Origin of the sequence: Emticicia sp., from assembly GCF_049241225.1 — a bacterium.
GTDB lineage: Bacteria > Bacteroidota > Bacteroidia > Cytophagales > Spirosomataceae > Emticicia.
In genome coordinates this window covers 16910-38280 of record NZ_JBMLRC010000424.1, presented here as the reverse complement: position 1 = coordinate 38280, position 21371 = coordinate 16910, and the positions used below count along the sequence as shown (strand labels likewise).

Here is a 21371-nt window from a genome sequence, read left to right as displayed (position 1 = left end):
AGACGAAAGTTATTTATTCATATACTTCTTGCCGTTAGAATATTTCATATCAACACCAGATTTGAATTTGGTATTATCGAAATTGGCATCATTACGGAATTCGGCGTATTTGAAATCGGCTTGATTGCTGAAAGCTGTGCTTTTGAAAGTTACACGCTCACTGAAATCTGCATACTTGAAGTCAGCGTAATTTTTGAATCTTACATCAAAAAAATCAGCATCTTGTTTGAAAGAAGTGTATTTGAAATTGGCGTAATCATCGAAATCTGACTTTGCAAAAATTACTTCTTGCTTAAAATCTGCATATTTGAAATTGGCATCTTTCGAGAATTTCGCTCCACCAAACGAGGTTCTTTCAGCAAAATCAGAATATTTAAATTCAGTTTTTCCTGCAAAAGAACAGTTTTCAAAAACCACCGCTTTTTCAAAATCTGTTGAATAGGTTGTTCCATCGCCAATATTCCAGTTGATATTCCCATTGCCAATTTTACGACTTTTTTCTTCTTCTAAGTTTTTATAAGCAATCACATCGCCTTTAAACGTACAGTTTTTGAACGAAATTGGCACTTCTACGTAACTTTTGTATTCTTCGTAATTGCCTTTGTTTTTGATGCGTTTTTTGTTTGAAAGTTCGGTTAAATCCAAATCTCCAACAATTGTAGCATCTTGATAATCAACAGCTTGTCCTTTGTCGATGGCTTCAAAAATAGTTTTTGCTGAAACCTCTTTTTGAGCTGAAGCCGTCGTGCCGACGAAAGCAAAAAGCATTAAAATAAGTATCTTTTTCATAAAATAATTTTGATTGATAGCATGATTGAATGATAGAATATCAATACACAAATTTATTCGTTGATATAAACACCGCCAGAGTTTGCGTCCATTCTTACGGCAATTCCGCCACCGTTGAGCGAGCCTTTCACTCGGTCTTTTTCAACAGTTCCGCTAAATTTAGATAATGTTGGTACTTTTACTCTTTGTCCATCAAGGTCTAAATCCATGCCTTTATCCATTGGCATTCTTACGTGAATACTTCCTGCACTGGTCGAAAGCGAAAGGTATTTGCCAAGCGATTTAATATCGGCACTAATGCCACCGCCCGAAGTTGAGGCTTTTACGCTGGCTGTAATATCTTCTAATTTGATTGAACCACCCGAAGTCGAAGTTACGAAATCACCACTGATTTCCTCGGCTCTGATTCCACCACCACTTGTTGTTGCTTTGATTATACCGTCGAGTTTTTTGAGTGTTAAACCTCCACCCGAAGTACTTAGTCTGATGTCGCCTTTGCAGCCCTCAGCATCAATTCCGCCACCACTGGTTGCTACATCAATATTATCACGGCAACCGCTGATATTGATTCCACCGCCCGAAGTGCGACCTTTTACATTTCCGCCTAAGTTTTGGAGTTTCAAGCCACCACCGCTGGTTGTAAAACCTAAATTTCCTGTAAGATTTTTGAGAGAGATTCCGCCACCACTGGTTACTAAATCGGTAGAGATTTTTTCGGGAGTGTAGATTTTGAAAGAAATACTGAGACCATTTTTCCAGTTGTTCCAGCCGCCTTCGCTTTTGCGTTTGGCTACACACGAAATGGTTTCACCTTCTTTTTTTACGCTTAATTCGTATTCTTTCAAGCGGTCTTCGATTTCTTCTTTGCTGAGGTTACTTCCGCCGTTGTTTCCTCTTACATAAACCTCTACACGAGCTTCGTCGCCCGCACCGCCAGTTACCGAAATTCCGCCACCCGAAGTGCGTACATTAAGGTTTTTTACTTCTGATGATTTGTAGGTTTTTACGAAGTAAGGCGTTTCTTTATCTTGTGCCAAAGAAACAGTTGAAATGGATAATCCTAAAATAAATAATGAGAGTAGCTTTTTCATAAATTGCGTAATGTTAAGATTTCATAATTATTGTTGTCTGAACATAAGATGCAAAACATGAAACGAGCGTTGCAGAAAATAGGAATTATTTTCAAAATAAATCCATTGGGTCTTCGACGACTCTTAGATTTTCGTTGAAAGTATCAATAAAATTCATGTCTGTTTGACTGATTTCGAAGTCGAAAACATCAAAATTCTCTTTGATTCGCTGCAAATTGGCCGATTTTGGAATACTTGAAACGCCGTGCTGTAAAGCCCAACGCAAAATAATTTGGGCGGGAGTTTTATTGTATTTTTGAGCAAGACCTTGAAGTTTTGGGTCATTCATACGCATCCCACGCACGAGTGGGGTATAGGCTTGCAGTTGAATTTTCTTTTGTTTGCAAACTTCCGCCAAATCTTTCAAATATAAATACGGACTAAACTCAACTTGATTAACGGCAGGAATAATATTGGCGTAAGATTCGAGTTCGGTTAAAAAAGGCACGAGATAATTTGCCACGCCGATTGCCTTAACTCGTCCTTCGGTATAAAGTTTTTCGAGAGCCAGCCAAGTGTCTTTTCTGGTTGCTTTGATTGGCCAATGTATCAAATAAAGGTCAATGTAGTCGATGTTGAGTTTTTTTTGACTTTCATCAAAAGCCCGCAGTGTTTTATCAAAACCTTGGTCGCCGTTGTTTACTTTGGTTGTTACGAAAAGTTCTGCCCGATTAATACCACTTTCACGCACTGCAAGGCCGATTTCGGTTTCGTTTTTATACATTTCGGCAGTATCAATGAGCCGATAGCCAGTTTCTAAAGCCCATAAAACTGCCTGTTCGGCTTCACGGTTATACATATCATAAACGCCCAAGCCGAGCAGTGGCATTTGATGGCCGTTGTTGAGAGTAGTATAGAGTTGGTTTGACATTAGGGTGTTTGTTTTACCAAAAATACGATAATTTTTGAGGAAATATTGTTAGTGATAACGCAAGTTTTAACCAACAAAATTCGACGTAAAATTAGAACGCAGATGACGCTGATTTTACAGATTTACACTGATTTTTAAATAAAATTCTGCTTTTATCAGTGAAAAATACTCGAATCTGCTTTATCTGTGTTAACCTTTTAGAGGTTACAACTTGAATTAGTAATATTGAGTTGAAAATCCTGAAAGGATGATATTATTATAGAGAAAAGGTAAACAATTGAGTGTTTTGAAACCCCGAAGGAGTGATATTCTATCCGGTATAATATCACTCCTTCAGAGTTTTGATTACTTGCTAACCATGTAATTCTTGAATTAGTGATAATGAGTTGAAAATCCTGAAAGGATGATATTGTTATAGAAAAAAAGCAAATTTGAGTGTTTTGAAACTCCGAAGGAGTGGCATTATACCGCATATAATATCACTCCTTCGGAGTTTTGATTGCTTGCTAACCATGTAATTCTATAATCTTTTCACCCCCTTCGGGGTTTCATGATTAACAATATAATTTTTCATTTTTTTTCTCGAATTACCATTTTTCTAAACCCAAAAGTTTTTTTCCTAAATCATTTAACTCTGCAGTATCGTATTTAGTTTTTTCCCAATTACGAGGGTCGCCTGGGAAAGCGTAGCCTTCGGGGGCGATGCGATTTTTCCAAGAATTTACTCGCCAGTCACGCAAGTCGTCATTGTCTTCTTCGGCTGGCATCATCGAGATATATTGAGCGATTCTGACTTTATCCGTCGAATTATTCGGACGTATGCCGTGTGGCTGGCTACTATTGAAAATCAATAAATCACCTGCTTCGAGTTTAACTTTTACGAGATGTTCTTCAAAACCAGTTATATCGGGTTTGAAACGATTGCGGTCTTCGGGCTGGGTTAATTTCCAAGTATCATAAGTACGAAATAACTCTGGAATACACTGAAAACCGCCCATGTTTTCATCGGTTTGGTCGGCCAAAGCCAATACTCCTTGTACATTTTGTGGTTTGGTCTCAGGGTCATAGTCCCAGTGGATAAATCCTTTGTATTCAAACCCAGGGCGTAGTGGAAAGTTGAGATTTGCACGGTCAATGGTTACCCAAAGTTTTTCAGTTCCCCAGATGTCAGCAAAAGCATCATAAACTCGTTGCATTTGGCGGTTATTCCAAAGGTGTTGGTTATTATATACTTCAACCATTCCTGTGCCAGTTAGTTCCTTCATCTGCATTTCGGCACGTGGGGCTGTGTACCAAGTGCTTGGGTCGTTGGGGTCTTTTTCTTCAAATTCCCAAATAAATTCAGCCGTGCGAAGAGCTTGCTCTCTCGGCACCGCATTCTTGATAATTACGTAGCCGTTTTCTATCCAAAACTTCCAGTCGTCTTCGCTTAGTACACGCAACGGACCACCTTCGGCTATGCTTGTGCGGAGTCTGATTTGGCTACTTGTAGCGGTCGAAGGATTTCCTGGCTTATCAGTATGGTTTTTATTGGGCATCATGGTTGGTGCTGCCATTGTTGGTATCATTTGCATAGTCTATATTTATTTAATGATATTTAAGATTGAAATAGTTATACAAATTTAGAGACTAAAATATTGCAATACTTAACCAATAATTGCCATTTTTTGAACAATATTGATTTTATGTGGATAATTATGTGGATGATATATGAAAAATGTGCAAATTTGATAGAAGTAGGTTTTTGAAATACGGCAAAAATGAAAATTGTATTAGAAGAGTTTACGATTGACTCCGAAAGTTCGTTTCGGGTTTTTAGGCCACGATTGAGTCAGGTTTTTTATTGGCATTTTCACCCCGAGTTTGAGTTGGTTTTTATCGAAGGAACTGATGGTACTCGGCACGTTGGCGAACATATTTCTCGATTCGTGGACAGCGATTTGGTCTTTATTGGTTCAAATATTCCGCATCTCAATTTTGATTATCTGGTAAAGACCGATTACGAAAAAGTAGTACTGCAAGTGCGGCAAGATTTCCTGCAAAACGCTATGCTCGAAACTCCCGAATTGGCGGCTATTCAGCAACTTTTTCAACGCTCTCAGTATGGAATTGCTTTTGGTGAAAAAACAAAGAAAATGATTGGCGAACGAATGAAACTGCTCGACGGACTAAGTTATTTCGGACAGTTTTTGGAGATTTTGAGTATTTTTCAGCTTTTGGCAACTACTCAAGATTATGTGTTGCTGCACGAGCAACCTGTTGAAAATCAATACAATAAAAAAGACCAAGAACGTATCAAACGCTTGTATCAGTTTATTGATGAAAATTATCAGCGAAAAATAGATTTGCAAGAAGTAGCCGATATGAGTAATTTGAGCGAAGCGGCTTTTTGTAGGTATTTTAAGAAAATGACGAAAGTAACGTTCACTGAATTTCTGAATCATTACCGAGTCAATCAAGCCAAAAATTCGCTTTTACTCGATAAAAATGTAACCGAAACTTGCTTTGATTGTGGTTTTGAAAGTATGTCGTATTTCAATCGCACTTTCAAAAAACTGACAGGAGAAAATCCTTTGGCGTTTAAGAAACGGTATTTTATGAAGTAGATTTTCGGGAAAGTGATTCATTGCCGTTTGCTTTAGCTGACGGATTACAAAAAATATAACAAATTTGACTTTAGTCAAAATAAATAGTTAGACTAAAGTCAAATTTGATTGCACATCAGTATTCGTCAGTTAAAACTGACGGCAATGAAATAAAATTTGCGATGAGCTATGTTCATTTATTTCCCCAAAACAATCCAACGATTGAGCGTATTATAAGGCATTTCAATGATAATTTTATAAAACTGCGAAGGTATTTTACTGACATCGATTGTAGCTTTTTCGGCATCAACGGCTACTTGTTTGAGTAATTGGTAAGTATCTTTTCCGCCAGTTTCAAAGTTATTGGTGGTAGCCAGCCAAATCTTTGCTTTACCTTTTTTGTCGATGGCTTTCCAAGTTAGGTCAATACTACCATCTTTTAATTTGGCTTCGGGCGAAATGGCGGAAATTTTGCCAGTTAATGGTATTCCATCAATTTCAAAACGCTGCTCACGAGGGAAAGAAATCTGCATAAATGATGCAATTGAAGGCATAATATCAACAATAGCAGGTTGACTTTGCTTGAAATATTGATTCAGATTTTTGGCGTTGGTTACAATCCAAGTGGCACGCTCACGGTCAGATTGACCACCGTGATTTCTACCCGTTTTGGCATCTCGTCCGTGGTCGGTTGTAATGTAAATTACCCAATCTTCTTTAAAATTTGCTTGGCGATATTTGATAGCCTGCCAGATTTTTCCCACTTGTTTATCCATCGTTTCGATAGCCGCATAAAACTCTGGACTATCGCCGTGTTTGTGTCCCATATCGTCCGTAAATTCTAAATATACCCAACTCAAATCGGGGGCATCAGTTCTGATAGATTTCTCGGCAGCGGCAGTCACTTCTTCGTCAATCAGATTGATGTATTTGCTTTGCTTATCGTGCGGATAGCGAGCGGTATCGAGTTCTAAGCCATCGAAATGAAAATCGGTTGTAAGCTTGCCAGTTTGTGGTAAATTATCGCCTACGAGTTTGGTTCTGTTATCAAGCCAAGTCGAAAATACGGCAGTTTTCTTTTCGGGGAATTGTTGTTTGAAGAACCGAAAGATTGTCCAATAATTATAATTCGGTGCTTTGATGTCGTTGTCCCAAACGTTGTGCTTGTTTACCCAAGTGCCAGTAAGCAAACTATTGTAACCAACTGCCGAAATCGTAGGTGTTTGTGAATAACTTTTGCGTTCGCCACCCACATACGCACGGGCGTAGCCACCCACTTGGGCGATTGAATCAAGGTGTGGTTTTTTGAGTTTTTCAATCACATCGGCAGGAATGCCATCGACAATGATAAAAACTGCTTTTTTCTTGGTTTGGGCTGAAAGATTTAGAGCGACGAGCGTACAAATGAAAAGAAATACCTTTTTCATGCAGAAGGTTTATGGATGTTGATACCACAAATATAGGTACGCACTTTTGATTTTAAGATGAAGGATTTGTTAAATTAGATAAAAACAAAAGTGCCAGTATTCTGAACACTGGCACTTTTTAAAAGGCTTATTTATGCTATTCATCCAAAATACTTTCTTCCATCGTGGTGGAGTTTCCGCCGTGCATGATTTCAATCAGTTGTTTGATGTTATAGACCGAACGGTTGTACTTATTGCTGAGCAGAATTATCACAAAATCTTCACGAGGGTCGAAAAACATAATGGTGTTGTAGCCTTTCCACCAACCCGTATGATACACATAGTCGGTTTGTTGTTTGGCATTTACCCAAAGTCTGAAACCGTAGCCGTAATTACGTAAGCCTGGAAATTCAAAGCTACGAGGCATAATCATTTCACGGAAAGATTCTTTGCTGATAATAGCATTGGTTTTTAGAGCTTCATACCATTTCAGTAAATCACCCAAAGTAGAATAAACACCTTTATCGCCCGAAATATCATCGTAATAATCTTTCGGTAATTTACGCCCAAACTGATACCCAACCGTGCGATTGATATTGATAGAATCGTTTTTGGTAGTTACGATAAACGAATCTTTCATGCCAATCGGGCGGAAGATGTTTTCTCGCATATATGTATCAAAATCTTTCCCCGTAACTTTCTCAACCAAAGCAGCTAAGATGGCAAAATTGGTATTATTATAACCAAAATAATGGTCGGGTTGATTAAACATTTTTGGTGTTGGCTGCACGGTTGCAAACCATTCCATAATTTGCTGATTAGTAGGGTAAATCTTTGATTCACGAACAGTTTTATCAAAAGTATATTGATAAAATGGCAAACCTGAGCGGTGGCAAAGCAAACTACGAATCGTGATGCCATCGTACGGAAAATTTGGGTAATAATCTTTTACTGTATAATCAAGGCCGAGTTTACCTTGTTCGGCCAATTTCATGACCGCAACTGCCGTAAATGTCTTAGAGAGCGAAGCGAGCTGAAACTTCGATTGTAGGTTATTTTTAACTGAGTCATTAGCAAAACCAAAAGCATTTTGATACACAATTACACCTTTTTGGGCAATAAGCACATTTCCATTAAAACCCTGAGTTAATTTTTGCTGAATAACTTGTTCAATCAAAGCCGCTTTTTTATCAGCATTAATTTCTTTTCTGATACGGGCTTCTTCTTTTTTTAAAGCAGCACTATCCACTTTTTTCTCGCTCTTACTTGAGCCAACATTCTGACACGAAAAAACACTTGTAGCGAGCAAACAAACAACAATATAGTAATAACTACTGAAAGGAGAGCTTTTAGTCAATTTCATAATAATATCTCACAAATCCGAATCAAACAAACGAAGTAAAAAGGCTATAAATTAAGTAGGACAGAAATTAAAATCTGTCGAATCGTGATGAAAATAATAGGTGATGTTTCAGAAAAGTAGTGTAGAAAAATTGTGCATGGAAACTTAGTTTCCACGCACATATTGCAAAATGATAATCAAAAACGTAGTAAAAATAACACTGCAAATGATTTTCAGAACCGTAATCAAGAAAAACTGAAAACCGCCTGCTTCTACAAAAAACAACATTGAGTGGTGAATGATTGTAAGTATAGCCACGTATCTTACAAAACGTTCGCCGCCCATATCTTTCAACGAAATCGTGATTTCATTTTCGACCCCTTTCGTAGGAAATAAAAACTTGATGATATAACCTCTCAAATACCCAATCATTACACTGGCAGAGGCGTGAACACCTGCGGTATTGTAGAAAATATCGACCAACAAACCTATCAGAAAACTTATCAAAATCACCCAAATTGGGTCAACTTCGTCAGGTAAGAGTAAAATACACGCAATATAAACAAAGCAAAACGCCACATCGAAGAATACAAAGTTGCGGAGAACCACAATTTGTAATACTAAATAAATGACGAATGTAAGGACTAATTTTATGACCGTTTGAGAATTCATTTCTTTTCTTCGGTGGTTGATTGCTCTAATAAATCTTGTTCTTTTTTCAGCTTATTGTTTACTATGTAAACATAAGATAAATTGCGGAAGTCAGTTGCCAACTCTACTTCAATATCAAAAAACGCTTGGTCTTGTTTGGCACTTAGCTTACGAATTCTACCAATCATTGTTCCCGACGGATAAATTACGTTTTGCTCAGAAGTAACCACCGAGTCGCCTTGTTTGATTGGCTTAAAGCGGTCAATCGTATTCAAGTTAATGATTTTCGGATTCAGACCACCCCACTCGGCAATACCCAAGGCTTTATCGTTTTTAGTACGAAGCGTCAAGCTTTTGATTTCCGACGAAACTTTCGACTCTGAGTGTAGAATCGAATATACACGAGAGAAATGCTCAGAGCACTGCATCACCGTTCCAACAACTCCTTGCGGGCAAATGACGCCCATTCCAGGCTCAATGCCATCGAGCGTACCTTTATCAATCGTCAAGTAGTTTTTCGATAACCCAACTGTGTTATTGACAACTTTCGCCACTTTAAACTCAAAACGACGAGCAAAGGCCGAATCAACTTTATAGTAATCTCCTTCTCTTGGCTTAAACGATTGCATGGCCGATACTGCTTTTTTGAGTTGAGCATTTTCGGCAATCAATTGGTCGTTTACGTTACCAAGATTCATGTAGTTTTTTACATAATTCGAGCTTTCGAGTGTCTTGGCAGCGTAGAAGTTGGAAGTATTAAAAAACGAAACATCCCAGTAGTGATTGTTCTTCACGAGCAACCAAAAACTGACGAGTTCGAGAATAGCAAACAAAAGAAAATTTCGTATGCGAAATATAAGTCGGAAGAGTTGCGACATCTTTCTATGAGTTCTGAGTTCTTAGTTCTGAGTTCTGAGTTGTTAAACCTAAGTTGTAATTACAATTAAAGTGAAAGCAGTTGAATGGTTTATACATTCAACTGCTTTTTGTAATTTATACTTAGAAGCATCTGAGTGATAGATTTAATTACTCAGAACTCAGCACTCAGAATTCAGAATTAGTGAATTACTGAACTATAACTGCTCTGTATTTTTCGATATTTTTCAAAATCTCACCTGTTCCACGCACAACCGCACGGAGTGGGTCGTCAGCTACGTGAATCGGAAGTTTTGTTTTAATAGCCAAACGCTTATCTAAGCCATGAAGCAATGCTCCACCACCTGTCAAATAAATACCGTTTTCGTAAATGTCGGCCGAAAGTTCTGGTGGCGACATCTCCAATGCACGCATGATGGCTTCTTCGATTTTCGAGATAGATTTATCAAGGGCGTAAGCAATCTCGCTGTATGTTACCTTAATTTCTTTCGGAATACCAGTCATTAAGTCACGACCACGAATTTCGATGTCAGCAGGTGGATTATCCAAATCTGGTAAAGCCGCACCAACCTGAATCTTGATAAACTCGGCCGAACGCTCGCCAATAAGCAAGTTATGCTCACGACGCATATAATCAACAATATCTCTCGTAAATAAATCACCCGCAATACGTACCGAAGCCTCGCAAACGATACCCGAAAGAGCAATAACTGCAATCTCAGTTGTACCACCACCGATGTCAGCAATCATCGAGCCATTTGGCTGCTCAATGTCGATACCGATACCGATAGCCGCAGCGATTGGCTCGTGTACCATGTAAACTTCTTTCGCACCAGCGTGTTCGGCTGAATCTTTTACGGCACGTTTCTCAACCTCGGTGATACCTGATGGAATACAGATAACCATGCGGTGAGAAGGCGAGAAAAACCAACTACGCCCTGTCTCAATCATCTTAATCATACCACGAATCATTAATTCAGCGGCAGTAAAGTCGGCAATTACACCATCTTTGAGTGGACGAATAGTTTTTATATTTTCATTGGTTTTTTCATGCATTTGCATTGCTTTATGACCTATCGCCAACACTTTTCCAGTAATTTTGTCTAAAGCAATAATAGAAGGTTCATCTACAACGATTTGGTCTTTGTAGATAATGAGGGTATTTGCCGTACCCAAGTCAATCGCGATGTCACTCGTGAGGAAGTTAAACAGTCCAGCCATGTTGAGCTTTATGGGTTAATTTTTTTTAAATTGTCCGCAAATTTACAACTATTATTTACAAAATATTTCTAAAAAGTTGAAAAAGTATTGAAAAAGAGAAAAGTATCAACATCATTAGTTGGCTTTCATAGGCAATATGTGGATTTTTCAACAGAAAACTTGTATTTGAGCATATCTACTCACATTATCAGGTGTTTAGCACCAAAACCTTTGTTTGTTGATATAGTTCAAAAAATACTTTATATCGTTATATTGTAGAAAAATTGTCGGCCTTAAACCTAATAAATACTGAAACAAAAAAAACTGTTATCTTTGCCGCATAGCAAATTATCTAACCAAAGAACTGAAATATAAATGGGAGTTCGTTCGATACTCAGCAAACCCATAGCGGCCTATGTGGTTGCACAGCAAAGGAAATGGATGGCTCGCTCGGCAGAAGTACAGGCTGAGTGGCGACAAAAGTTGGTGGGCCAAGCGGCTCAAACGGTTTTCGGTCGTGACCATCATTTCAGTGATATTCACTCTTACGACGACTTCAAACAAGCTATTCCGATTCGTGACTACGAAGACTTGAAGCCTTACGTAAACCGTGTAGTTGAGGGCGAAGAAAATATTCTTTGGGCAGGTAAACCACTTTATTTTGCCAAAACTTCGGGTACAACTTCAGGCACAAAATATATTCCTATCTCGAAAGATTCGATTCATAATCATATCAATTCGGCACGCAATGCCTTACTCAATTATATAAACGAAACAGGGAAATCACAGTTTTTAGACCACAAACTTATTTTTTTATCGGGAAGCCCCGAAATGACCGAAAAAGCTGGTATCAAAACTGGACGACTTTCGGGCATTTCTACGCACCACGTACCTGCCTATTTGCAAGCCAATCGTCTGCCTTCTTACGAAACAAACTGTATTGAAGATTGGGAAACCAAGCTCGAAAAAATCATTGATGAAACCATCAATCAGCCGATGAGTTTGATTTCGGGCATTCCGCCGTGGGTGCAGATGTATTTTGATAGAATTCAAGCTCGCACGGGCAAAAAAATAAAGGATGTTTTTCCTACATTCGACTTGTTTGTTTACGGTGGCGTAAATTTCGAGCCGTACCGAGCAAAACTTTTTGAATCTATCGGAAAAAAGATTGATTCTGTCGAACTCTTTCCTGCCTCCGAAGGCTTTTTTGCTTATCAAGACCAGCAAAACAACGAAGGCATGTTACTATTGCTTGATACAGGTATTTTCTACGAATTTATCCCTGCCGAAGAGTTTTTCAATGAAAATCCAACTCGTTTGAGCATCGAACAAGTAGAAATGGGCAAAAACTACGCACTCATCATCAATAATAATGCTGGGCTTTGGGGCTATTCGATTGGTGATACTGTAAAGTTTGTTTCGCTCGACCCTTATCGTGTCATTGTTTCGGGAAGAATCAAGCATTATATCTCGGCTTTCGGCGAACACGTCATTGGCGAAGAAGTAGAAAAAGCCATGAAATATGCTTGTGAGCGTCAGCCAGAAGTTGAAATTGTCGAGTTTACCGTTGCTCCGATGGTTACGCCCAACGAAGGACTTCCTTACCACGAATGGCTCATTGAGTTTGCTGTTCCGCCCAAAAATATGGAGCAGTTCAACAATGATTTAGACCAGAAAATGACCCAACTAAATGTCTATTACGATGACCTAATCACGGGTAGCATTCTGCGGAAACTGGTTATTACACCCTTGCAAAAAAATGCCTTCATCGACTATATGCGTTCGCAAGGAAAACTTGGCGGACAAAATAAAGTTCCTCGTCTATCAAACGACCGTAAGATTGCAGATGCTCTTCAAAAGGTATAACAATTTGTGTATGTAGAGATAGGGCATGGTAGAGACAGGGCATGCCCTGTCTCTACGGATTATCGAACACCACAATCTTTAATACATCATATATCATACATCACACATAAAAATCCCCATCTATCAAAAACTAAGAAGATTTTCTGTATATACATATATTTTTGTAGTCAGAAAAAAAGAACTAAACTATAAGCCGTATTATGTTACAATTTTTGAAGTATGTTTTCGCTACTATTGTCGGGATTTTCCTGTTTACAATTTTGAGTTTTTTTGTGTTGATAGGAATTGGAAGTTTGATGTCGAGTTCGGAAACTAAAACCGAAGTTGCGTCTAACTCGGTTCTTAAACTTGATTTAAACCAAGTTATCAGAGAGAATGCAGCTGAAGAAGACCCTTTCACCGAAATTCTATCGGGTGGAAATAGCCCAGGTCAAGTGAGTTTACCACAAATCAAAGAAGCATTGGCAAATGCCAAAATCGACCCAAATATCAAAGGAATTTACCTCAAAGCCGAAAATCCAATGGCTGGAATGGCAACTTTGAAAGAGGTGAGAGAATATTTATTAGATTTTAAAAAATCGAAAAAGTTTATCTATTCTTATGGCGAAACCATGACCGAGGGCTCAATTTACCTTTGTTCGGTGGCCGATAAAAGTTATTTAACGCCAGCTGGTGGCTTGGATTTCAACGGTTTAAGTGCCAATTATTCGTTCATGAAAGGATTGTTCGAGAAAATCGGTGTAAAACCTGAAATTTTCAGAGTAGGAGACTACAAAAGTGCAGTTGAGCCATTCTTCTTGACAAAAATGAGTGATGCCAATCGTGAGCAAACACAATCGTTCATTTCGGATATGGCCAATAATTTCTACGGAGATATTGCGGCTTCTCGTAAAATTCCGATGGAAGAATTAAACAATATTCTGAATAACGCCTTGATTCAAGAACCAACCGATGCCGTAAAATATAAATTGATTACAAATACTGGTTATTGGGATGAATTCGAGACTGCTCTTCGCCATGAATTAGGTTTCAGTGCAGATAAAAAAATCGAATACATTGGATTAAATAAATATTTGAAAGCCGATAAATTGGTAGAAGAGGGCAGTAACTCAAATCGAATTGCGGTAATTGTGGGTGAAGGTGATATTCTTTCTGGCGAAAGTCAAGACGGAACAATTGGTTCGGAAACCATCGTAAAAGAATTACAAAAAGCTCGCAAGGATTCAAAAATCAAAGCTATTGTATTGCGTATCAATTCGGGTGGTGGAAGTGCCTTAGCTTCGGATGTAATGTGGAGAGAAGTTGAATTGACCAAGAAAGTAAAGCCAGTTATTGCATCAATGGGAGACTACGCCGCTTCGGGTGGCTATTATATGGCCATGGGTTGCGATACGATTGTGGCTCAACCAACAACCTTGACAGGTTCAATTGGTATTTTTGGTGTATTATTCAACGTAGAGAAACTCATGAACGAAAAACTCGGAGTTACGTTTGATGGTGTAAATTCACACAAATATGCCAACTTCCCATCGGCAACTCGTACAATGACCGATGCCGAGAAAAACATGATTCAGAACAGTGTAAATAAAGGCTACGAAAGCTTTACTGCTAAAGCTGCCAAAGGCCGCCACATGAGTGTTGAGAAATTGAAAACCCTCGCCAGCGGCCGTGTTTGGACAGGAAGCCAAGCAAAAGCCAATGGTTTGGTCGATGTTTTGGGTGGTGTAGATGATGCTATCAGAATTGCTGCTAAAAAAGCCAAATTAAAAGATGGAGATTATCGAGTAAAGTATTTGCCAATTCAGAAATCAAGCTTTGAATCAATTGTTGAAAAATTTGGCAACGACCAAGAAGATGCCAAACTAAAAGCATATTTAGGCGATTTTGCACCGTATGCTAAACAACTAAAAAATCTTCAAAGCATGGATAAAGTTCAGGCAAGAATGCCTTTTGAATTGGAGATAAAGTAATGCTGAAAATGCATTTAACTAAAGTCTAAATCAAACTTTATCACCAAAAGGAGAAAGAAATTAGTACCTTTGTACGAAATTCTTTCTCCTTTTTGACTTTCGTAGGACAAGTTTCTATCGGAGTTGCGTACAACCTTGTCACAGAGCGAGAACAAGAAATAAAAGGTGATACGTTAGCAATATGAAAAATACAAAATTAATAGAAGCAAAATTTGTCACGAGTGCGGCAGATTATCGTAAATGTCCGCCACCCGAAAAACCCGAGTATGCCTTTATTGGCCGCTCAAACGTAGGTAAATCGTCGTTGATAAATATGTTGGTAGGTAATAAAAACTTAGCAAAAACCTCTCAAACCCCTGGGAAAACACAATTAATCAATCATTTTGAAGTAAACAAAAAATGGTACATTGTCGATTTACCTGGCTACGGTTTTGCCAAAGCACCCAAAGGTGAGCGAGACAAATGGGGCGAAATGATTGGAAATTATTTGGTCAATCGTGAAAACCTCATGTGTGTTTTTGTTTTGATTGATATTCGCCACGAGCCACAAAGAGTTGATTTAGAGTTTCTTGACTTTTTGGGGGAAAAAGATGTGCCGTTTTATCTGATTTTTACGAAAGCTGATAAAGTTGGAAGTGTAACCGCCGAACAAAATGTTGAGTCTTTCAAGAAAACGATGCTTTTGAGTTGGACGAAAGTTCCGCAGTATTTTATCACTTCGTCGGAGCGACGAACTGGCCGTGAGGAATTATTGAAAGCAATCGAAGAGTTGAATCTGTCTTTTACGAAATAATTTGTACTTTTGCAGCGTTCATATATAGCATTTACGAATAAATCGAATGACGATTGACGAATAAGTAGTAGTGAGTCAGCTATTTACACTATCAAGAAAAACAATAAAGCTAAATAAAATATTCTGTTGACAGTCGTCTGTCGACCATAGACTAAATAAAAAACAATATATTTTTCAAATGGAATTATTAAGAGATATTGCCCACATTTCTGGAAAAAGTGGTTTGTATAGAATTTTGAAGCCAGGGCGTGGTGGCGTAATCGTTGAAACACTTGACGAGAAAAAACAAAAAGAAATGGTAAGTTCAAATGCCCGTGTATCGGTTTTGAAAGACATTTCGATTTATACAGAAGACCCAAACAAATCAACTCCACTTGGAGATATTTTCTTGAAAACTCGTGAACTTCACGGCGAAAAAGTAGAATTTGATTTCAAAACAGCATCAAACAGTCAAATCTTTGATTTATTTGCTACTGTTATGCCAGATTTTGACCGTGAGCGTGTTTACGCTTCCGACATCAAGAAAATCGTAAATTGGTATAATATTCTTTCGGCCACAATGCCTGAGCTTTTCGTTCCTGCGGCAGAGGAAACTAGTGCTGAAGAAGTTGCTGCCGAAGAAGCAAAAGCATAATTCTTGAAATTAAGATATAACAGAAAGCCCATCGGAAACGATGGGCTTTCTGTTTATAGAAAATTGTCATGCTGAAAGCATCTGTTATTGTGTACAAGTTCAACGTTAACGAATGCTTACAGCATGACAGAAATTTAATCATAAATGCTTCATACTTACTTCAACACAACCGTCTTCCCAGTTTTTGAAGACTTCACGGCCGCATCTAAGATTTCCATCGCCACCATATTGATTTTCAGCGACCCCAAATCATTTTCTGATTTTACTTTACCTCGTGCTACTGCTGCAAAATAAGTAAAAGCATCATTCATGGGCGTTTCGAGTGGTTTTACCGCTATTTTTTCTTCGGGTAAAGCATTTCTATCCCCTTTTCTGACGGTCATTTGAGCAGATTTATCGGCAAAAATATAACCTGTTTTGCCATAAACTTCAATATCTTTTCTATCAAAAGGCCAATTCCACGAGCCTTGAAAAATACCTTGTGCTTTTGGGTAAGTTACTACGATAGTTGCTTCATCATCCACATTTGGGTAGGTTTCGGGCTTGATGGTCTGTGTAATTGCTGTTACCGAAGTTGGCCTTTCACCTTTCATCAACCACGCCATAATATCGGCTCCGTAGCACCCAAAATCAATGATTGCACCACCGCCATTTTTCACGGGGTCGGTTAGCCAACTCAAAAACTCTTTGCTCACACCAATTTCTTTCGGCCCACGGTGTCCATCATGAATTACTACTTTTCTAATATCTCCGATAGCATTTTCTGCATGAATCATTTCGTAGGCTTGATGATTACTGGCATACCACGTAGTTTCGTAGTTTGTCAAGAGTTGAATATTGTGCTTTTTTGCTAAAGCTGCCATTTGTGTAGCATGAGAAAAATTCACAGCTAAAGGTTTTTCAACCATGACGTGAACGCCTTTCACGGCACATTTTTGCACAGTTTCGAGATGCTCGATGATGCTTCTGAAATCACAAACGGCTTCTGGTTTGGCTTTTTCGAGCATTTCGTCGAGGCTGGCGTACCAAAGGCTTTCGGGTAAATTATATTTTTTCAATAATCTCAGAGCCAATTCTTTATTTGGCTCAGCAAAACCAATGATTTCTATACCCGCACGATTGGGATTATTCAAAATCTGATAAACGTGGTCGTGTGTCATGCCTGCAACGCCCATTCTGACGGGTTTTTCTTGGGCAAATACAAATGTTAGGCTTAGGAATAAGCCCAAAAAGAGGAGTTTTTTCATGTTAGATAGAAGGTTGAATCAATCAAATTTAGACCAAAAGTATCATTAAGACTATTTTTTCAGAAAAGTTTTCATCAGAAAACCTATTTTTGCGTTATAGTTGCAAATAATTACAAAACTATCGACCATGGTCAATGGTCTATCGACTAAAATGTCAATAAAAATCCAAAATCTAAGCAAAGTTTATGGTACTCAGCGTGCCGTTGATGATATATCTTTTGAAGTTGCCAAAGGCGAAATTGTAGGTTTTCTTGGCCCCAATGGTGCAGGAAAATCAACAACAATGAAAATCTTGACGGGCTATTTGCCCGCCACCGATGGCTCGGCCGAAGTAAATGGTTTTAATGTGAAAACTTCGCCAATGCAGGTCAAAAGTAGTATTGGATATTTGCCAGAGCATAATCCTTTGTACTTGGATATGTATGTGCGTGAGTTTCTCGAATTTGCGGGTTCGCTCTATGGATTAAAAGGCAAAACACTTCAAATAAAAGTAGCCGAAACCATCGAAATGGTGGGTTTGGGCTTAGAAAAACACAAGAAAATCGGCCAGTTATCGAAAGGCTACCGCCAGCGTGTTGGGCTTGCCCAAGCTTTGATTCATAACCCCGATGTGCTGATTTTGGATGAGCCAACCACAGGTCTTGACCCCAATCAGTTGGTCGAAATCAGAGATTTAATAAAATCAGTTGGACGAAATAAAACTGTTATTTTTAGTACACACATCATGCAGGAAGTAGAAGCTATCTGCGACCGTGTGGTAATTATCAATCGAGGAAAAATCGTGGCGAATGGCACGCTTTCTGAACTCAAACAGGGTGGAAAAGGTATTGAAGATGTTTTCCGTGAATTAACAGCGTAAAATATTAGAACGCTGGTCTTTATGATAGTTATGATTTGTTATGAAGATAAAATCATATTTCATCATAAAAATCTTAAAATATCTGTGTTCTATTCTTTTTTGAAAAATCTTTTTAATCCTGTCGAATGCTCGAAATTTGTAGTTTTTCTTTAGAATCTTGCCTGACTGCTCAAAAAGCAGGTGCTGGTCGTGTTGAATTATGTGGTGGAATGTTTGAAGGTGGCACAACGCCTTCGGCTGGTTTGATTGATTTGGCTCGTCAGAATCTGACTATCAAATTATATGTGATGATTCGCCCTCGTGGTGGAGAATTTTGTTATTCTGATGCCGAATTTGAGGTAATGAAAGCCGATATTCTAACCGCCAAAAATCTCGGTGCAGATGGCGTGGTTTTCGGAATTTTAAACCCCGATGGAAGCGTTGATAAAAAACGTACCACAGAACTCGTAAATTTAGCCGCTCCGCTCAAAGTTACTTTTCACCGAGCTTTCGATGTTGCCAACGACCCCATTCAAGCTTTAGAAGACATTATTGATTGCGGTTGCGAACGAATCCTTACTTCTGGACAAAAAAATACCGCCATCGAAGGAATTGATTTACTGAAAACTTTGGTAGAAAAATCTCAAAATCGCATCGAAATAATGGCTGGAAGTGGCGTTTCGGCTCAAAATGCTCAACAGTTTTTAAATATTGGTCTTCATGCCTTACACATGACTGGTAAGGGAATCCAAGAAAGTAAAATGATTTTCCGCAAACCCGATGTGAGCATGGCAAGTGCCGCACTTACCAACGAATACGAAATTTATGAAGCCGATTTTGATAAATGCAAAGCGGTGGTTGAAATCATAAAAAAATAGGCATACGCCAAAAACGTATGCCCATTTTATGAAGTTTACAAGGGTTTTTGATAACTCTTGTACAGATTTTACTATCGACCGTCGTCTATGGACTATCGACTCTATCTATTTCTTCTCAGCCAATTCTGCGATTTTTTGGTGAATCATTACTTGGTTCGACATGATTTTTGAGAAACCTCTCACGTCATCGCCACTCCAAGCATTGTTCATTTCGCCGTAGCTACCAAATACTGGCGACATCAAATCGTAGTCAGATTTAATACCCAATAATTGGAAGTTATACGGTGCTAAATGCACACGAACTTCGCCACTTACGTGCGACTGCATACTTTCCAAAAACTTCTCAATATCACGCATCAAAGGTTCTAAAAATTGCCCTTCATGGAGCATCATTCCGTACCATTCGGCCAAGTTTTGCTTCCAATATTGTTGCCATTTCGAAAGTACGTGTTTTTCGAGTAAATGGTGAGCTTTAATGATAATCAATGGAGCGGCAGCCTCGAAACCAACACGGCCTTTGATACCAATGATGGTATCGCCCACGTGAATATCACGACCAATGCCGTAAGGTGAAGCTAATTCTGATAATTTACGAATGGCATCAACTGGGTTTTCAAAACTTTCGCCTGCTACACCTTTCAATTCTCCGTTTACAAATTGTAGGGCAATTTCTTCGGTACCAGTTTTGCTTACTTGCGTTGGGAAGGCACTTTCTGGTAAAAATTCATACGAATTCAATGTTTCACGACCACCAACCGACGTTCCCCACAAACCTTTATTGATTGAGTAAGCCGCTTTGTGCCACTCACGCACCACACCTTTCGACTTCAAGAATTCGATTTCGGCCTCACGAGATAATTTTAAATCTCTAATCGGAGTAATGATTTGTGCATTGGGCAATACGATTCTGAAAACCATATCAAAACGCACTTGGTCGTTTCCTGCACCCGTACTTCCGTGAGCTACGGCTTCTGCTCCGATTTGCTTGGCATATTCGGCAACCGCAACCGCCTGAAACATACGCTCGGCACTCACTGAAAGTGGATAAGTATTATTTTTTAGGATATTACCATAAACCAAATAACGAATACATTTTTGGTAATATTCATCTACCATACGAGCGGTATAGTGGTTTTTTACTCCCAATTCGTAAGCTTTGGTTTCAATATCCTTCATTTCTGCTTCCGTAAATCCACCCGTATCAACCAATACCGAGTGAACTTCATGACCTAATTCTTCGGTCAAATATTTTACACAAAAAGAGGTATCCAAACCTCCACTGTATGCCAAAACAACTTTCATAAGCCCAAACTGGCAAAGCCAGAAAATTAAGAATTATAAATTAAGAATTAAGAATTTTTGAAGATTCAGTTTCTGAAATTCAGCTTTTTTGAAGTTTTCTTCAGAAACGCAACAAAATTTCACGCAAAAATAGGACTTATTAAGGTAAAATCTCGAATAATATTTAAAATTATTGTACTATTCAAATAAAACTAATTTTGAGCGATTGAATGATAGAATGTTTTGATTTTCAGCGACATTTACTCTATCATTCATTCATGCACTCATTCAAAATTATCGTGGAACGGTAAAATACATAATCGTACCGATGCACGAAAAGACGATATTGGGCAGCCAAACAGCCAACATTGCTGGCATATTGCCCGATTCAGCAATACCTTTCGACATAATGAAGAATAGAATATAAACAAATGCCAACACAAACCCGATGGCAATCTGAAAACCAACACCTCCTCGAGCCTTCCGAGCCGATACAATTAGGCCCATTAACGACAAAATAATTACGGCAAATGGCGTAACGATGCGTTGATAAAGTTCGATTTCAAAAGATTCAATTCCTTCTGCTCCTCGGCTTTTAATCAAATCAATGCGTTTGCGTAATTCGGGAATCGTAAAGGTTTCATAAACGTTGCGGTCACTCTCAAAATCACTCGGTGAAAGATTAATGACCGTATCTTTTGATGCCGTATTATAGATAAGTTTATCTTTCATGATGCCCAAAGTCCGAATCTTGTAGTCAGAAATCTTCCAGCGTTTGGTGCTGTCATTCCATTCGATTCTTTTGGCCGAAAGTTTTTCAATGAGTTTATTATCAGCGATTTTTTCGAGCGTAAAATCATACCCAGTTTTAGTTTCATTATTATAGCTCGACATGTAGGCGTAAGTGTTCGGTGCAACGGCCGTATGAAAATCTCGGTCGGAGAAATAAAATTTATCGTTGATATAAGTAGCTTCAAAACCCAGTCGAACTTTATTGGCTTTGGGTAGAATCCA

General features: G+C 38.6%; 19 protein-coding genes. 7 read left to right on the top strand and 12 right to left on the bottom strand.

Annotated features, from left to right (window positions below):
- Positions 1-9: 9 nt before the first annotated feature.
- The 4 genes from ACOVO2_RS22015 to ACOVO2_RS22000 all read right to left on the bottom strand — a co-directional run bounded on the left by ACOVO2_RS22015 (position 10) and on the right by ACOVO2_RS22000 (position 4358).
- Positions 10-789, bottom strand: coding sequence for a pentapeptide repeat-containing protein (locus ACOVO2_RS22015; RefSeq protein WP_421772037.1), 780 nt, complete (start codon positions 787-789; stop codon positions 10-12).
- 53 nt (positions 790-842) lie between these two features.
- Positions 843-1880: a DUF4097 family beta strand repeat-containing protein gene (locus tag ACOVO2_RS22010; RefSeq protein WP_421772036.1), complete on the bottom strand. Its 1038-nt coding sequence runs from the start codon at positions 1878-1880 to the stop codon at positions 843-845.
- 91 nt (positions 1881-1971) lie between these two features.
- A complete protein-coding gene (locus ACOVO2_RS22005) occupies positions 1972-2790 on the bottom strand; it encodes an aldo/keto reductase (RefSeq protein ID WP_421772035.1) in 819 nt (272 codons plus the stop codon).
- Positions 2791-3377: 587 nt separating this feature from the next.
- Positions 3378-4358 (bottom strand): phytanoyl-CoA dioxygenase family protein, encoded by a 981-nt coding sequence (locus ACOVO2_RS22000; RefSeq protein ID WP_421772046.1) that lies wholly within the window; start codon positions 4356-4358, stop codon positions 3378-3380.
- Between the two features lie 192 nt (positions 4359-4550).
- Here ACOVO2_RS22000 and ACOVO2_RS21995 point away from each other — a divergent pair, with 192 nt between their 5' ends.
- A complete protein-coding gene (locus ACOVO2_RS21995; RefSeq protein ID WP_421772034.1) occupies positions 4551-5396 on the top strand; it encodes a helix-turn-helix domain-containing protein in 846 nt (281 codons plus the stop codon).
- A gap of 176 nt (positions 5397-5572) precedes the next feature.
- On the opposite strand, the gene ACOVO2_RS21990 is transcribed toward ACOVO2_RS21995, so the two are convergent.
- The 5 genes from ACOVO2_RS21990 to ACOVO2_RS21970 all read right to left on the bottom strand — a co-directional run bounded on the left by ACOVO2_RS21990 (position 5573) and on the right by ACOVO2_RS21970 (position 10871).
- Positions 5573-6802, bottom strand: a complete 1230-nt coding sequence (locus tag ACOVO2_RS21990; protein ID WP_421772033.1) for an alkaline phosphatase family protein — start codon at positions 6800-6802, stop codon at positions 5573-5575.
- A gap of 136 nt (positions 6803-6938) precedes the next feature.
- Positions 6939-8144 (bottom strand): serine hydrolase domain-containing protein, encoded by a 1206-nt coding sequence (locus ACOVO2_RS21985; RefSeq protein ID WP_421772032.1) that lies wholly within the window; start codon positions 8142-8144, stop codon positions 6939-6941.
- Positions 8145-8288: 144 nt separating this feature from the next.
- On the bottom strand, positions 8289-8795 hold the full coding sequence (locus ACOVO2_RS21980) for a hypothetical protein (RefSeq protein ID WP_188771159.1): 507 nt from the start codon (positions 8793-8795) through the stop codon (positions 8289-8291).
- Positions 8792-9652, bottom strand: a complete 861-nt coding sequence (gene mreC / locus ACOVO2_RS21975) for a rod shape-determining protein MreC (protein ID WP_421772031.1) — start codon at positions 9650-9652, stop codon at positions 8792-8794. Before mreC ends, ACOVO2_RS21980 begins: the two co-directional genes overlap by 4 nt.
- Before the next feature lie 187 nt (positions 9653-9839).
- Entirely contained in the window at positions 9840-10871 is a 1032-nt protein-coding gene (locus ACOVO2_RS21970; protein WP_015028530.1) for a rod shape-determining protein, read from the bottom strand.
- Between the two features lie 354 nt (positions 10872-11225).
- On the opposite strand from ACOVO2_RS21970, the gene ACOVO2_RS21965 reads away from it, so the two are divergent.
- The 4 genes from ACOVO2_RS21965 to ACOVO2_RS21950 all read left to right on the top strand — a co-directional run bounded on the left by ACOVO2_RS21965 (position 11226) and on the right by ACOVO2_RS21950 (position 16113).
- Positions 11226-12716, top strand: a complete 1491-nt coding sequence (locus tag ACOVO2_RS21965) for a GH3 auxin-responsive promoter family protein (RefSeq protein WP_421772030.1) — start codon at positions 11226-11228, stop codon at positions 12714-12716.
- A 200-nt stretch (positions 12717-12916) separates the two neighbouring features.
- Positions 12917-14686: a signal peptide peptidase SppA gene (gene sppA / locus ACOVO2_RS21960; protein ID WP_421772029.1), complete on the top strand. Its 1770-nt coding sequence runs from the start codon at positions 12917-12919 to the stop codon at positions 14684-14686.
- Positions 14687-14867: 181 nt separating this feature from the next.
- A complete protein-coding gene (gene yihA / locus ACOVO2_RS21955) occupies positions 14868-15479 on the top strand; it encodes a ribosome biogenesis GTP-binding protein YihA/YsxC (RefSeq protein WP_188771168.1) in 612 nt (203 codons plus the stop codon).
- Positions 15480-15657: 178 nt separating this feature from the next.
- Positions 15658-16113, top strand: a complete 456-nt coding sequence (locus tag ACOVO2_RS21950) for a DUF5606 domain-containing protein (protein ID WP_421772028.1) — start codon at positions 15658-15660, stop codon at positions 16111-16113.
- 155 nt (positions 16114-16268) lie between these two features.
- Here the strand turns inward: ACOVO2_RS21950 and ACOVO2_RS21945 are convergent, their stop codons facing one another.
- Positions 16269-17360 (bottom strand): Gfo/Idh/MocA family protein, encoded by a 1092-nt coding sequence (locus tag ACOVO2_RS21945; protein WP_421772027.1) that lies wholly within the window; start codon positions 17358-17360, stop codon positions 16269-16271.
- A gap of 151 nt (positions 17361-17511) precedes the next feature.
- Here ACOVO2_RS21945 and ACOVO2_RS21940 point away from each other — a divergent pair, with 151 nt between their 5' ends.
- Positions 17512-18219 (top strand): ATP-binding cassette domain-containing protein, encoded by a 708-nt coding sequence (locus tag ACOVO2_RS21940; RefSeq protein WP_421772026.1) that lies wholly within the window; start codon positions 17512-17514, stop codon positions 18217-18219.
- 125 nt (positions 18220-18344) lie between these two features.
- The gene (locus ACOVO2_RS21935) at positions 18345-19076 is read left to right on the top strand and encodes a copper homeostasis protein CutC (protein ID WP_421772025.1); all 732 of its coding nucleotides are present in this window, start codon (positions 18345-18347) and stop codon (positions 19074-19076) included.
- A 105-nt stretch (positions 19077-19181) separates the two neighbouring features.
- Here the strand turns inward: ACOVO2_RS21935 and ACOVO2_RS21930 are convergent, their stop codons facing one another.
- Both ACOVO2_RS21930 and ACOVO2_RS21925 read right to left on the bottom strand, forming a co-directional pair.
- Positions 19182-20378 (bottom strand): argininosuccinate synthase, encoded by a 1197-nt coding sequence (locus ACOVO2_RS21930; RefSeq protein ID WP_421772024.1) that lies wholly within the window; start codon positions 20376-20378, stop codon positions 19182-19184.
- 273 nt (positions 20379-20651) lie between these two features.
- Positions 20652-21371, bottom strand: a 720-nt coding sequence (locus tag ACOVO2_RS21925; RefSeq protein WP_421772023.1) for an LptF/LptG family permease, incomplete at its 5' end; no start/stop codon positions are given.

Bases quoted from the DNA above. Each gene is read 5' to 3' on its own strand.
- ACOVO2_RS22015 (WP_421772037.1), bottom strand. From the start codon at position 789: ATGAAAAAGATACTTATTTTAATGCTTTTTGCTTTCGTCGGCACGACG.
- ACOVO2_RS22010 (WP_421772036.1), bottom strand. From the start codon at position 1,880: ATGAAAAAGCTACTCTCATTATTTATTTTAGGATTATCCATTTCAACT.
- ACOVO2_RS22005 (WP_421772035.1), bottom strand. From the start codon at position 2,790: ATGTCAAACCAACTCTATACTACTCTCAACAACGGCCATCAAATGCCA.
- ACOVO2_RS22000 (WP_421772046.1), bottom strand. From the start codon at position 4,358: ATGATACCAACAATGGCAGCACCAACCATGATGCCCAATAAAAACCAT.
- ACOVO2_RS21995 (WP_421772034.1), top strand. From the start codon at position 4,551: ATGAAAATTGTATTAGAAGAGTTTACGATTGACTCCGAAAGTTCGTTT.
- ACOVO2_RS21990 (WP_421772033.1), bottom strand. From the start codon at position 6,802: ATGAAAAAGGTATTTCTTTTCATTTGTACGCTCGTCGCTCTAAATCTT.
- ACOVO2_RS21985 (WP_421772032.1), bottom strand. From the start codon at position 8,144: ATGAAATTGACTAAAAGCTCTCCTTTCAGTAGTTATTACTATATTGTT.
- ACOVO2_RS21980 (WP_188771159.1), bottom strand. From the start codon at position 8,795: ATGAATTCTCAAACGGTCATAAAATTAGTCCTTACATTCGTCATTTAT.
- mreC (WP_421772031.1), bottom strand. From the start codon at position 9,652: ATGTCGCAACTCTTCCGACTTATATTTCGCATACGAAATTTTCTTTTG.
- ACOVO2_RS21970 (WP_015028530.1), bottom strand. From the start codon at position 10,871: ATGGCTGGACTGTTTAACTTCCTCACGAGTGACATCGCGATTGACTTG.
- ACOVO2_RS21965 (WP_421772030.1), top strand. From the start codon at position 11,226: ATGGGAGTTCGTTCGATACTCAGCAAACCCATAGCGGCCTATGTGGTT.
- sppA (WP_421772029.1), top strand. From the start codon at position 12,917: ATGTTACAATTTTTGAAGTATGTTTTCGCTACTATTGTCGGGATTTTC.
- yihA (WP_188771168.1), top strand. From the start codon at position 14,868: ATGAAAAATACAAAATTAATAGAAGCAAAATTTGTCACGAGTGCGGCA.
- ACOVO2_RS21950 (WP_421772028.1), top strand. From the start codon at position 15,658: ATGGAATTATTAAGAGATATTGCCCACATTTCTGGAAAAAGTGGTTTG.
- ACOVO2_RS21945 (WP_421772027.1), bottom strand. From the start codon at position 17,360: ATGAAAAAACTCCTCTTTTTGGGCTTATTCCTAAGCCTAACATTTGTA.
- ACOVO2_RS21940 (WP_421772026.1), top strand. From the start codon at position 17,512: ATGTCAATAAAAATCCAAAATCTAAGCAAAGTTTATGGTACTCAGCGT.
- ACOVO2_RS21935 (WP_421772025.1), top strand. From the start codon at position 18,345: ATGCTCGAAATTTGTAGTTTTTCTTTAGAATCTTGCCTGACTGCTCAA.
- ACOVO2_RS21930 (WP_421772024.1), bottom strand. From the start codon at position 20,378: ATGAAAGTTGTTTTGGCATACAGTGGAGGTTTGGATACCTCTTTTTGT.